General features: G+C 63.9%; 12 protein-coding genes and 1 tRNA gene. 4 read left to right on the plus strand and 9 right to left on the minus strand.

All coding sequences use genetic code 11. The features are described from left to right. Position 1: 1 nt before the first annotated feature. The 4 genes from ACXYN8_RS08890 to ACXYN8_RS08905 form a co-directional block, all read right to left on the minus strand. Positions 2-478 (minus strand): FKBP-type peptidyl-prolyl cis-trans isomerase, encoded by a 477-nt coding sequence (locus ACXYN8_RS08890; protein ID WP_458889074.1) that lies wholly within the window; start codon positions 476-478, stop codon positions 2-4. Continuing rightward, a complete protein-coding gene (locus tag ACXYN8_RS08895) occupies positions 475-1,854 on the minus strand; it encodes an amidohydrolase family protein (RefSeq protein WP_458889075.1) in 1,380 nt (459 codons plus the stop codon). Before ACXYN8_RS08895 ends, ACXYN8_RS08890 begins: the two co-directional genes overlap by 4 nt. Further along, a complete protein-coding gene (locus ACXYN8_RS08900; protein WP_458889076.1) occupies positions 1,851-3,224 on the minus strand; it encodes an amidohydrolase in 1,374 nt (457 codons plus the stop codon). Before ACXYN8_RS08900 ends, ACXYN8_RS08895 begins: the two co-directional genes overlap by 4 nt. A 64-nt stretch (positions 3,225-3,288) precedes the next feature. Beyond that, a complete protein-coding gene (locus tag ACXYN8_RS08905; protein WP_458889077.1) occupies positions 3,289-4,923 on the minus strand; it encodes a peptide MFS transporter in 1,635 nt (544 codons plus the stop codon). A 207-nt stretch (positions 4,924-5,130) separates the two neighbouring features. Between ACXYN8_RS08905 and ACXYN8_RS08910 the strand changes: the two genes are divergently transcribed. The 3 genes from ACXYN8_RS08910 to ACXYN8_RS08920 all read left to right on the plus strand — a co-directional run bounded on the left by ACXYN8_RS08910 (position 5,131) and on the right by ACXYN8_RS08920 (position 6,075). Continuing rightward, positions 5,131-5,472, plus strand: coding sequence for a GntR family transcriptional regulator (locus tag ACXYN8_RS08910; RefSeq protein ID WP_458889078.1), 342 nt, complete (start codon positions 5,131-5,133; stop codon positions 5,470-5,472). A gap of 171 nt (positions 5,473-5,643) precedes the next feature. Further along, positions 5,644-5,922: an integration host factor subunit beta gene (locus tag ACXYN8_RS08915; RefSeq protein WP_458889079.1), complete on the plus strand. Its 279-nt coding sequence runs from the start codon at positions 5,644-5,646 to the stop codon at positions 5,920-5,922. Positions 5,923-5,990: 68 nt separating this feature from the next. Continuing rightward, positions 5,991-6,075 (plus strand) — tRNA-Leu (locus ACXYN8_RS08920). Positions 6,076-6,373: 298 nt separating this feature from the next. Here ACXYN8_RS08920 and msrB read toward each other — a convergent pair. From msrB to ACXYN8_RS08940, 4 genes are all read right to left on the minus strand, one after another. Next, the gene (msrB, locus tag ACXYN8_RS08925; protein ID WP_458889080.1) at positions 6,374-6,871 is read right to left on the minus strand and encodes a peptide-methionine (R)-S-oxide reductase MsrB; all 498 of its coding nucleotides are present in this window, start codon (positions 6,869-6,871) and stop codon (positions 6,374-6,376) included. 59 nt (positions 6,872-6,930) lie between these two features. After that, positions 6,931-8,265 (minus strand): cytochrome P450, encoded by a 1,335-nt coding sequence (locus tag ACXYN8_RS08930; RefSeq protein WP_458889081.1) that lies wholly within the window; start codon positions 8,263-8,265, stop codon positions 6,931-6,933. Between the two features lie 107 nt (positions 8,266-8,372). Then, a complete protein-coding gene (locus tag ACXYN8_RS08935; RefSeq protein ID WP_458889082.1) occupies positions 8,373-9,629 on the minus strand; it encodes an ABC transporter permease in 1,257 nt (418 codons plus the stop codon). Continuing rightward, complete coding sequence (locus ACXYN8_RS08940) at positions 9,626-10,630, minus strand: ABC transporter ATP-binding protein (protein WP_458889083.1); 1,005 nt, start codon at positions 10,628-10,630, stop codon at positions 9,626-9,628. Before ACXYN8_RS08940 ends, ACXYN8_RS08935 begins: the two co-directional genes overlap by 4 nt. A 44-nt stretch (positions 10,631-10,674) precedes the next feature. Between ACXYN8_RS08940 and queG the strand changes: the two genes are divergently transcribed. After that, on the plus strand, positions 10,675-11,736 hold the full coding sequence (gene queG, locus ACXYN8_RS08945) for a tRNA epoxyqueuosine(34) reductase QueG (protein WP_458889084.1): 1,062 nt from the start codon (positions 10,675-10,677) through the stop codon (positions 11,734-11,736). Here the strand turns inward: queG and ACXYN8_RS08950 are convergent. Further along, positions 11,720-12,946: an NAD(P)/FAD-dependent oxidoreductase gene (locus tag ACXYN8_RS08950; protein ID WP_458889085.1), complete on the minus strand. Its 1,227-nt coding sequence runs from the start codon at positions 12,944-12,946 to the stop codon at positions 11,720-11,722. The genes queG and ACXYN8_RS08950 overlap by 17 nt on opposite strands. Between the last annotated feature and the right edge of the window lie 25 nt (positions 12,947-12,971).

Genomic DNA, 12,971 nt, shown 5'->3' on the forward strand with positions numbered 1-12,971 from the left:
TCTAGTCTGCGATGTCCAGCAATTCGACGGTGAAGAACAGCGTCGCGTTGCCGGGGATCGGACCCTTTCCCTGCGGCCCGTAAGCAAGGTCCGCCGGTGCGGCGAGTTCGATCTTGTCGCCGACCGTCATTTGCGGGATGGCAAGCTGCCAGGCCTCGACCAGCCGGCCGAGCGGGAAGGTCGCAGGCTCGCCCCGGTCGTAGGAGCTGTCGAACTGCGTCCCGTCGGTCAACTTTCCGGCGTAATGCACCGTCACCGTATCGGCCACCGACGGCTTCGGTCCAACGCCGTCACCCTGTATGCGCCGCCACCGCAGGCCACCCTCGATGAATTGCCAGCCGTCAGCGGGCGAGAGCGCGGCGAGTGCCGCCTGCTGCCCGTTGTGCCACGCCGCGTCCTGCGAACGGTCGGGCGCAGCGTCCTGCGCGGCGGCAGGCGTCGCGAACAGCGCTGCTGCCAGTGCGAGAGCGCTCCTCATCGTACGTAGGCCTTCGGCATCTGGCTTTCATCGAGATCGCGATAGCGCGTCCGCAATTGCGTCTGGTGATCGCGCATGGGTTGTTCGACGCCATCGATGAAGACACGCACCGGCGCGCTCGAGACTTCCAGCGGATCGCCGTCCCACACCACGACGTCGCCGAGTGACCCGGCGCTCAGCGTGCCCGCATTCATGCCTGCGATGCGCGCTGGCACGGAGGATATGGCAGCGAACGCCTCGCCCCAGGTCAGCCCGCTCGCGCCCGGCATCTTGTTCAGCGCGACCATGTTTCCGGCCTGCTGCGGCAGATTGCGTGGATGATCGCCGCTCGATTCGTACATCCCGATCGCCACGGTCACGCCCGCATCGACCATCCGACCAACATTGCTCTGCGTTGCGCCGAGCCGTTCGAAGCTGGCCGGCAGGTCATTGAGCGCGGCGGTGATGACGGGAACGCCCGCGGCGGCAATCGCGTCGGCCACCATCCAGCCCTCGGTCACTCCGACCAGCACGATGTCGAGGCGCGGAAATTCGTCCTTCAGCGCCAGCACGGCGGTGATGTCCGATGCGCGGTGCGCGGTGACGTAGAGCTTCTGGCTTCCGTTCACCACGGGCACCAGTGCGGCAGCATCGAAGCGGGTGAGCAACACGTCGCTGTCGCGTTCCGCGCGACCGGTCAGGCGGGGGTCGATGGGAAGATCGTCGCCCGTGCGGACATCGCGCGTCCGGCTGGTGCCGGTGAGTGCGGGGTCATCGCCATAGCGGCGGGCTTCGGACAAGGCATTGCGGAGCAGCGCGTGGGCGCTGGTCCGGCTGCCGCCTGCGAGCCGCGCGCCACGTTCGCCCAGCTCGACGAACTGGAAGGCCCGCGGGCGCATCACTGCGTCCCGGTCGGACCCCAGATCGATGATCGCGCCCTGACCGGCAAAGATCGTCGATCCCGCCTGCGGCATCACGCCCGCACGGGTTACGCCGCCTGCGCGGCTGTAGAGAATGTCCTGCGAGGCCGGATTGACGATCGGCGATACGTCGAGCGCCGCGCCGAAGGGCGATCCCCCGGCGGATACGTCGTTGCTGTCTTCCACCGCTTCCACATCGTAGATGCCCAGGAACGTGTTGGATGCGAACAGGCCGGGCGTGACCCACAGGCCGGTGCCGTCGACCGCCTGCATTCCGGCAGGAACGGAGACGCCCGCCCCGGCGGCGACCACGCGGCCACCCCGAACGACGACCGTGCCGCCTTCAACCGGGTCGCTGCCGTCGCCGGTAACGACGGTGGCATTGGTGATGGCGATGTCCTGCGCGGCAAGCGGCGCGGCGATGGCGCCGGCGGCTGCGGCAAGAGTGATTGCAAGGGTGCGTGCGGGGCGCGTCATTTCACGTCTCCTTCGCCGGGCTGGCCTAGCTCGAAATCGCTGACCGGGCGGCGGCTGCGGTCGTTAGCGTCGTACATCAGGGCACCATCGACCCAGACCATTTGCGGGCGCGAATAGATCGACAGCGGATCGCCGTTCCACAGCACGACATCGGCCATCTTTCCTGCTTCCAGGCTGCCCGTCATGTCGGCGATGCCCATGGCGCGCGCGGCATTGAGAGTGAACCATTCGACCACTTCGGCGTCGGGAATGTCGATGCCCATGCGGCGGCCGTCTGCCTGCGCCTTGGCGGCTTCCTGGTTGAGCCGCTGGATGCCGTTTTCATCGTCCGAGTGAATGACCACGCAGGCGCCGGAATTGTGGATCAGCGCCGCATTTTCCGGGATCGCGTCGTAGGCTTCCATCTTGAAGCCGTACCAGTCCGCCCACACGGCGGAGCAGACCTCCGCATCGCGCAGCAGGTCGCCGATCTTGTAGCTTTCTACCGCGTGGTGGAAGGTCGAGACCTTGTAGCCCATTTCCCGCGCCATATCGAGCACCAGCGCCATCTCGTCGGCGCGGTAGCAATGGTTGTGGACCAGGATTTCCCCGTCGAGCACGCCTGCCATCGTTTCCTTGGCGAGGTCGCGATCCTTGCGGTCGCCCGCCGCCCATTCGCGCGCGTCGAGCCAGTTCTGGCGATTGACCGCGAAATTGCCCATGCGGGTGGAAGGCTTCTGCCCGCGGCTGCCGTAAACGCGCTTGGGGTTCTCGCCGCAGGCCATCTTCATGCCATAGGGCGCGCCGGGGAACTTCATGCCCTGCACTGTCCGGCTGGGCACGTTCTTCAGCGTAACAGAGCGTCCGCCGACGAGGTTGGCCGAGCCCGGCAGGATCTGCAGGCTGGTGACCCCGCCATTGGCCAGCGCTCGGCTGAAGCCGGGGTCCTGCGGCCAGACGGAATGTTCCGCCCAGACATCGGGAGTGGTCGGGCTGGTCGCTTCATTGCCGTCGGAATGCGCGTCGACCGAGGGACTCGGATAATCGCCGAGGTGCGAGTGGATGTCGATAACGCCGGGCGTCACGAACATCCCGCCGCCGTCGATCCGGTCGTACCCTTCCGTCGAGAGCGTGGAATCGCCCACCTGAACGATCTTGCCGTCGCGGAACAGCACCGTGCCGTTGTCGATCCGGCCGCCCGCGCCGTCGTAGATCGTCGCGCCGATCACCGCTGTCGGTCGACCGGGGTAGGGGCGATAGGTGGAGGCATAGGGCGCGCGCTCATCGGCCGTCATGGCGGTGCCGGTGGTGGCCGTGTTCTTGCCGTCACTGGTGGTGGCGCAGGCACTCAGCGCGAGGCCGGCCAGCGCGATCGTCGTCATCCGGATCATTGGTTTTCCTGTTGCAAAAGGAAAAGGGCGCGGATTGCGCCGCGCCCTTCGATATTCATTGGTGTCAGTCGGCGCGCGTCGCGGGGTGGACCCCGGCCGCCTGCGGTTCGCCCGGCCCTTCTCCCTGACCGAGCAGGTCGTCGCCGACATTGTCGTCGGTCAGAGTGTCGAGGTGCATCCACTTCTTCACGATGGGCGAGAGAAGCAGCACGACGGCGCCGACCGCAATCGCGACCCAGCCGATCTGCTGGTAGATCGAGAGCGTAAGCTCCTTCGACATTTCGCCGCTTTCGCCACCGGTTGCTTCACCGATCTTGCCGCCGACAAAGTTACCTACCGCCGTCATGTAGAACCAGGCGCCCATGATCAGGCTGGCCATGAAGCTCGGCGCTAGCCGGTTCATCGCGCTCAGTCCCACGGGCGACAGGCAAAGTTCGCCCGTCGTGTGCAGGAGGTAGATCAGGAAGACGAACAATACCGGCGTCATTACTTCCATGCCGACGCTTGTCGCGCCCCACGCGAACACGAGGAAGCCCGCGCCCACTTGGAACAGCGCCAGCGCGAACTTGGCTGGGGCCGACGGTTCAAGGTTGCGATTGCCGAGCCACTGCCACAACGCGGCGAAGACCGGCGCGAAGATGATGATGTAGATCGGGTTGATCGCTTGGAACAGCGAGGACGGCACATCGCCGATCTCGACGAAGCGCGTAGTGTAGAGGTTGAGACTGCCGCCTGCCTGTTCGAAAAGACCCCAGAACAGCGGGTTTAGAGCTATCAGGAACAGGATGGCGAAGATCCGCTCGCGCGGTTCCTTCGGCAGCTTGAAGGCTTGGTAGAGTACGTAGCCGAGCAAGCTGACGCCCGAAACGATCAGCAGCGACTGGATCACGTCGCGATACTGGATCAGAAGCCACATCACTGCAACCGCACCAACGCCGGTAGCGTAGATGAGCATTTCCTTGCCCTTGGCCAGCAGTTCGGGCGGCTCGCCAGCACCGCGAAGCACATTCTTGCCGAGCACGAAGACCACGAGGCCGGCAAACATGCCGATACCTGCGGCACCGAAGCCGTAGGACCAGCCGACCGTCTGGCCCAGATAACCGGCGAGGATCGTGCCGGCTGCGGCACCGACGTTAATTCCCATGTAGAAGATGGTGTAGGCCGCATCGCGGCGCGTGTCGGTGAGACGATATAGTTGCCCGACCATCACGGAGATGTTGGCTTTCAGAAAACCGGAGCCGACGATGATCAATGCCAGCGCCAGCCAAAAGACATTGATGGCCGGGTCGGTCTGACCGCCATCGCCTTCCACCGCCATGGCAATATGGCCCAATGTCAGCAGAACACCGCCAAAAAGAACGGCTTTGCGCTGTCCGAGGTAGCGGTCGGCCAGCCAGCCGCCGAGCACCGGCATGATGTAGACCATCGAACCGTAAGCGCCGTAGATTACGTTGGATTCGCCGTCGCTGAACAGCCAGTGCTGAGTAAGATACAGGATCAGCAGAGCGCGCATCCCGTAAAAGGAGAACCGCTCCCACATTTCGGCGAAGAACAGCATGTAGAGGCCCTTCGGATGTCCGAATGCCTCTTCCTTACGGCTCGCGGCGATCATCCCGCCTACGGCCAGAAACGCGGTAAGAATGACCAGCGCGATTGCCGCGACCCAGTCACCCTCGTTCCAAAGTCCCATATCCTTCATTTAGTGCTCCCCGAGCGCATGTATTGTTGACGCATAAAGCGCAAAGCGCGCACCCTAACGCCTGATTTGCCCATGTGAAGCCATAGTTTCACACGCAACTTGTCACGTGGCGCGCGCCGTTGCCGGCGGGAACCAATCCTTGCCTGACGCGCTGTATTATGTCAGTGATGCACCTGGCGCCGGGTCGGCGTCCGCGCGGGAATGACAATGAAACAAGACAACAAACCCGTCTACCTGAAGTTGCGCGACCAGATCGCGGCCGCCATCATCGAAGGCGAGTATGAAGAAGGGGCCATGCTCCCGTCTGTGCGCGCCTATGCGGCGGAGCAGGGCGCCAATCCGCTGACCGTCGCTAAGGCATACCAGCAGTTCCAGACCGATGGGCTTGTCGAAGTGCAGCGCGGTGTCGGCATGTATGTCGTGCGCGGCGCGAAAGAGGCCCTGCGCGAAAAGGAGCGCGAGCGGTTCCTGAAAACCGAGTGGCCCGAAATCCAGCGCAAGATGGAGCGTCTGGGAATCGATGCAGCCAATCTTTTCGAGCTGGGTTGAAGGCAACAGAGCTGCGCTGATATTAATATTTATCAAGCCATGACGATTGTCTCGCCTGCCAGTTTCTGCCACTACATGGAATCAAGGGTTTGAGCGTTCCGGTGGATGGCTGATCGGTCATCGATTCCGGAGTTTTCGGGACGGGGCCCGCGGGCCAGGCGGAGTGACTTGATGATCAGATCTGAACTTGTGCAGTCTTTGGCAACTGACAATCCGGACCTCTCCGCCGAAGAGGTCGAACAAGTGGTCCAGACCTTTTTCGACGAAATCGCAACGCGCCTTTCCGAAGGCGGTCGGGTCGAGCTGCGTGGTTTCGGCGCTTTCTCCACGCGCGAACGCGACGCCCGGCAGGGCCGCAATCCGCGCACGGGCGACGCGGTCGAAGTGCCCGCAAAGCGCGTGCCTTTCTTCAAGCCCGGCAAGGAAATGCGCGAACGCCTGAATGGGTGAACGCGCGCCATCCGGCACCATCGCCTGCATTGATGCGGCTGCGGACCGCCGCTAGGCTTCACTCAAATGCGGGCGTGGCGGAATGGTAGACGCCGGGGACTTAAAATCCCCTGAGCTTTGCTCGTGCGGGTTCGAGTCCCGCCGCCCGTACCAGCCCACGCCAATGCCGTCAGATTTCCAGTCGCTAGGGTGTTGCTGCGTCGCGTCCTTAATGCCTCATTAGGAATTGACGGCTAAAGGAACAGCATACCCCGTCGCGGGGTAGGGGGCGCTAAGGCTTTACCGAATGACCGCTAGGTCACTCCGGTTGTGCCGAGCGCCCTTTCTTTTGGGCATGCCGTTCCGTAGCCGGAGAAAGCGTTTCTCCTGATAGCATGGAAGATGAAGGCTTTTCCCTAAAACCCGGCTAAAAGCGATTAGGGGCTATTCCCTAGGGCTGAGAGGCAACAAGTTAGGCGGGCCGAAAATCCATGGCCACGCCGTTGATGCAGTGCCGTTTTCCGGTCGGTTTCGGGCCATCGTTGAAGATGTGGCCCAGATGTCCGCCGCAATCTGCACAATGCACTTCCGTGCGCGGATAGCCGATCTTGAAGTCGCGGCTGGTGCCGACGGCGCCATTGTCGATCGGGGCCCAGAAGCTCGGCCAGCCGGTGCCGCTTTCGAACTTGGTCTTGCTCGAATAAAGGGCATTGCCGCACCCGGCGCAAACATAGGTGCCCGCGCGCTTGTTGTCGTTCAGTGCGGAGGAATAGGGCCGCTCGGTCGATTCCTCGCGCAGCACCTTGAACTCCTGCGCGGTCAGCCGCCTGCGCCATTCGTCCTCGCTGTGGGCAACGCGAAAGCTCTTTGCCTCCGCCCTGTCGGACCCGCAGGCCGACAGAACCACGGCCGATGCACCGGCCGCCATCCAGCCGAGCAGGCTGCGGCGATTTGGCGTGGACTGGGTCATGATTGCGATCTCCTTCGCCCGATCATGTAGCAAGGCCCGCATTTACCTCGGCAGAACGGTCAGAAGCGTGTCACCTCGACTTCGAGCTTGCGGAAGCCATGCACGAAGTTTGCCTGGACCCGCTTGACGTCGCCCGCCACGTGGACGCGCATCCGGCGCTTGTGCATTTCCTCCAGCAGGATGCGCAGCTGCAACTCGGCCAGTCTTGCGCCGACGCAGCGATGGATGCCGTAACCGAAGGCCAAGTGACGCCGCGCATTCTCGCGCGTGATGTCGAGCTTGTCCGGATTGTCGAACACTTCTGCGTCGCGGTTGGCGGAAAGATACCACAGGATCAGCTTGTCGCCCGCCTTGATCTCGTGTCCGAACAGATCCGCATCCTCGCTCGCCGTGCGGCGCATATGCGCCAGCGGCGTCTGGTAACGGATGCATTCCTGCACCGCGTTGGGGATCAGCTCCGGCTGCGTTTCGAACAGCTTGCGCTGGTCGGGGAACTTGTCGAGCGCGTGGATGATGCCGCTCATCGTGTTGCGCGTAGTGTCGTTTCCGCCGACGATCAGCAGCACCAGATTGCCCATGAATTCCTGCGGGCTCATCTGGTTCATGGCCGGAGAATGGATCATCATGGAAATGAGGTCCGGCCCCGGTTCCTTGTTCGCACGTTCGCCCCACAGCTGCTGGAAGTAGGCGCCCATCTCGTAGAGGATGCTGCGGCGAAATTCGTCGAGCGGGCGGGCGAGCGACAGCTCGGTGTCGCCCGACCAATCCGACCAGAACGTCAGCAGCCTGCGGTCATTCCAGGGGAAGTCGAACAGGATGGCGAGCATTCCGGTGGTAAGTTCGATCGAGACCTTGTCGACCCAGTCGAACACTTCGCCTTCGGGCAGCGTGTCGAGCAGTTCGCCGGTCCGCATCCGGATTTCATCTTCCAGCCGCTTCATTTCGGCAGGAGTGAAGGCGGGGGCGACGGTGCGCCGCTGACCGGTGTGCTTGGGCCGGTCCATGGCGATGAACATGGGCAGCTGGAAGCGATCCTCTTCCGGCGTGTTGGCCAGCGCATCCCAGTCGGGATCGCTGATCGTGATGCCGCCATGTTCCCAGCTCGATGAATAAAGCTCCGGCAGGGCCTCGACGTGCTGAATCGCCTTGTGACTGGTGATGTTCCAGTAATCGCCGAAAGGGGAGCCGGTGATCTTGTTGATTGGCGCGGTTTCGCGCATTTCGGCAAAGATCGGCTGCCAGCGATCCTCGACGTAGATATCGCTGCGGGAGACGTCCCATTTCTGCGTATGGACCGGCCGCGCATCGGGGTTGTCGCGGAAGAATTCCTCCAGCGCCTCGGCGGCGGTAGGCGAAGTGCGCCATTGTTGCGGGGCGTCGGCCAAGCTTGCCATGTCGTCTCTCTCCTAATCGCAGATTCGCTCTTTTCGGCGAATTCAGGGAGAGAGCGTATCTTATTTACAGCAATGTCAAAAGCCGGTTTCGTCCTGCAACCGGAACACTACGCCGGTTCGGGTGCCTTGGCCCGGCGTTGCCAGAAACGCCGCCGTTTCGCACCCGGCGGGCCGGAGTGCATGACGCGGCGCTTGAACAGGCCGGACCCCCAACGGATGAACAGCGCGACCCAGAGCGTCTGGTAGAGCAGGGCAAGCGCGTGCGGCCACAGGCTTGCTTCCTGCGCTGCGCGGGCCGTCATCGCGAAGGGCGAGCTCAGCGGGAAGAGAATCGCGATCATCTCGAACAATCGCGCTCCGTCGACCAGGGCGAAGCTGGCGAAGAAGAATATGAAAAGCTGCAGCATGGTCACGGGCATGGACAGCGTCTGTACCTCGCGCACGGTGCTGGCGAGCGCGCCGATGGCAAGGAAGATCGACCCGATCAACAGGTAGCCCATGCTGAAATAGACGACGAAGAAGATGCAGAACATCGGCCAGCCGACGCCCGGTTCCGGCAGGCCCATCAGGGTCTGCCTGACCCCGCCGAACTCTCCGAAGACGCCGATATAGACCCCCACGGCGGCGAACCACACCGCGATGCCGACCAGCGAAACCGCGAGCATAGCGAACAGCTTGCCTAGGAAGACCGCGTCCATCGGAAGGGCAGCAGCGAGGATTTCGATGATCTTGTTGGCCTTCTCCTCGACGAGGTTGGAAAGAACCATGCCGGCAAGCAGCATCATCAGCAGGAACAGCAGCGTCATCGATAGCTGCGCGGTGCTCTTGCGGCTGTCGCGTTGGGACGCTCCGCTGAACGATCGGGTCTGCGTTTCCAGCGCGGGGTAGGAAACGTCCCCGCCGCCGCGCGCCAGCGCGAGGTGCATGGCGACGAGACCGCGCCAGGCGTCCAGCCGCTCGTTCGTGCCGGTCAGCACCGGTTCGTCCAGCGTGCCGGTCAACGTGGCCCCGTATTTGCCGCTGGGGTCGGCCAGCATGGCGTCGGTATCGATCGGGTCCGCGCCTTCGCCCGGATCGAAGATGTAGAAATGCGGCACCCGGCGCGCGCCAAGTTCCGCTTCGATCTTTTCATGCGCGACGCGGATCTTCGCGATGTCCTCGCTCGGCATTTGCAGGGCGATACGGGTGTCGTTGGCGCTGTCGGCGGCCACCGCGCCCAGTCCGCCCGACATCAGGAAGACGATGGCAGGAAACAGCGGGCCGAGCAGGAAGAACAGGAAGCTGCGGCTGAACAGGATGGCGATGAAATCGCGCCGGGCGACCACCATCGCGGCCTGCAACATCGAGAGACGCTCTGCGCTCATGCCGCGTCTCCTTCGTTCCCGCGGCCCATTTCCGCCGCTGCCGCCTCGCCGGCGATGGCGACGAAGGCATCATGCAGGCCGGCCCGTTCGATCGAGAGCGAGAGGATGCCTGCATCACCTTCGACCAGCGCACGCAACAGCGGTTCCACGCCGCTGTCCGGCAAATCGAACTGCCAGAAATGGCCGCCGCCCGATTTCGCGCCGTGCTTCGCGCTGTCCGGCAGGGCGCTGCGCCAGACGCCATCGCCGGCGCGCGTTTCAAGCTGGACCTGCGCCGGGATACGGTCGCGTGCGACATCGACGGAACCGGCGAAGGGGACCTTGCCGCCTGCGATGATGGCGATCCCTTCGCACAAACGTTCGGCATGGCTGATGACATGGGTGGAGAAGATCACCGTCGTGCCCGCCGCCGCGAGATCACGGATCAGCACTTCCAGCTTGCCCTGGTTGATCGCATCGAGACCGCTGAACGGCTCGTCCAGCACCACCAGACGCGGACGGTGGACCAGTGTGCCGAGCAACTGGACGGTCTGCGCCATGCCCTTCGACAGCTGGCGAATGGTCCGTTCCATCGCATGGCCGAGCCCCTGGCGTTCAAGCAACTCCTTGCCGCGTTCTCGCCCTTCGGCCAGCGGCAAGCCGCGCAAAGCGCCCATGAAGGCAATCGCTTCGTAGGTCTTCATCGCCGGATAAAGCCCGCGCTCTTCGGGAAGGTACCCGATCTGCCGCGCGATATTGTGCGGATTGGCATGGCCGAGCACGCGGCGGGTGCCGCTGTCCGGCTCGATAATGCCGAGCACCATGCGAAGCGTCGTCGTCTTGCCCGCGCCGTTCGGTCCGAGGACCCCGTAGATCGAGCCTTCCGGGATCGACAGGTCCACCCCGTCAACCGCCAGCGTGCCTTCGAACGTCTTGACGAGACCGCGTGCCTCGACGGCGAGCGGGCGTTCCTCCCCCACGGCATTGCCCGGCAGGGGCGGCTGGCCTAACTCGCTATGCATACCGCCCGAGTAACCCTGCGGTATGAACGGGAGCAACAGCGAAGTTGGTTAATTCTGCGCAAACCGATGGGCTCAGGCAGCAGCTGATCGCGCGTGCGCGGGACGAAGGCTTCGTCTCCATCGGCTTCGCGTCGGCAGCGGACGACCCGGTGCGAACCGCGCGGCTGGAACGCTGGCTGGAGGCGGGGCATCACGGCAGCATGGAATGGATGGAAAGCCGCGCAGAAATACGGCGCGGGCCCCAGTCCATGTGGCCCGACGCGCGAAGCGTCATCGCGCTGGGCATGAGTTACGCGCCGGGACACGACCCGCTCGCCCTGGCAGATGAAGGAGAGCGGGCGCGAATCTCCGTCTACGCGCAGGGGCGCGATTATCACGACACGGTCAAAAAGGCGCTGAAGCGGCTGGCGCGCTGGCTGGTGGAGCAGGCGCCGCAAAGCGAGCTGAGGGTCTTCGTCGACACGGCGCCAGTGATGGAAAAGCCGCTGGGGCAGGCGGCTGGGATTGGCTGGCAGGGCAAGCACACCAATCTCGTCAGCCGGGCGCATGGCAGCTGGCTGTTCCTGGGTGCGATCTACTCGACGATTCCCTTCGCCCCGGACAAAGAACACGCTGACCGCTGCGGCAATTGCAACGCCTGCCAGACAGCTTGCCCGACCGATGCCTTCCCGCAGCCCTACCAGCTCGATGCGCGCCGCTGCATTTCCTACCTCACCATCGAACACCACGGCCCCATCCCGCACGAATTCCGCAAGGCGATCGGCAATCGCATCTACGGCTGCGACGATTGCCTTGCCGTGTGCCCCTGGAATAAGTTCGCCAGTGCCGCAGCGCGGCACAAGAACTTCGCCCCCCGCGCCGAACTGGTCGCGCCGCGGCTGGCGGACTTTCTGGCGCTGGACGATGCGGGGTTCCGGGCTCTGTTCTCAGGTTCGCCAATCAAGCGGATCGGACGCAATCGCTTCGTGCGCAATTGCCTGATTGCAGCTGGCAACAGCGGGGAGGCGAAGCTGCTGGATCAGGTCCGCGCGCTGCAAGACGATGACGATCCTGCCGTGGCCGAGGCAGCGCAGTGGGCGGCGGGGGAGCTTACATCAATTCCTTGAGCTGCGTGCTGGCGTCCGCAAGCGCCTCGACATCGGGAAAGACATTCGCTTCCACCATCTTGCGGCCCTGTACGTAGTCCTTCATCGCATTGACGCAGTCGAGTGCGATGACCCGGCCTTCCTTCAGATACACGACCGAAAAGCTGCGCGAGGCAGGGTCGCCGCGCAATACCGTCTGGTCGTGATCGATGGACAGCCCGGCGGTCTGCAATTTTATGTCGTACTGGTTTGACCAGAACCACGGCAGCGCGCGGTAGGGTTGCTTCTCGGCGGCAATGGCACGCGCGGCGGTGTTGGCCATGTCGTGGGCATTCTGGACGGATTCCAGCCGGATCACCGCCCCGTCGGCAAAGGGATTGGCGTGCGCCGCGCAGTCGCCGATCGCGTAGATATCGTCGAGCACGGTGCGGCAGAACTCGTCCACGTCCACGCCGTTGGCACCCGATGCGCCCGCCGCGATCAGCGGCCCGACGGAAGGCACGATGCCGATGCCCACGATGACGAAGTCGCACGGCAGGCTTTCTCCGTTGTCGAGCACCACCACGTTCGCGCGCATGGCGGAACCTTCGATCTTACTGACGCCGGTTTCCAGCCGGACATCCACGCCCTGTCGCCGATGCTCGTCCTGATAGAACTGCGACAGGTCCTCCCCCGCGACGCGCGCCAATACCCTCGGCAGGGCTTCCACCAGCGTGACTTCGCATCCGAGCTTGCGAAGCACGGCCGCCGCTTCGAGACCTATGTAACCGCCGCCGATTACCACCGCGCGTTTCGCGCCGGCATCGAGTTCGGCCATGATCGCATCGACATGGGCGCGGTCGCGCACTGAATAGACGTTGTCGAATTCCGCCCCGTCGCAGCTGAGCCGTCGCGGATCGCCGCCAGCCGCCCAGATGAGCTTCGAATAGGACACTTGCGAGCCGTCCGACAGCGTGGCCTCGTGCGCGGCGGCGTCGATGGCCGTGACCATCGTGCCCAGCCGCAGCGTCACGCCCTTGTCCGCCCAGAAGGTCTCTGGCCGAATCATTATCCGCTCGAACGGCTTGTCGCGGGCGAGGTATTCCTTCGACAGCGGCGGGCGTTCGTAGGGCGGATAGCGATCGCGCCCGACCATCAGGATCGAACCTTCGAACCCGGCTTGTCGCAGCGCGATGGCCGCCTGCGCGCCGCCGTGGCCCGTGCCTACGATGAGAACGTCAGCGTGTTCCATGGCCCCGTCCGTGGCGTGGTTTGGC

It is taken from the genome of Altererythrobacter sp. CAU 1778 (assembly GCF_054482795.1).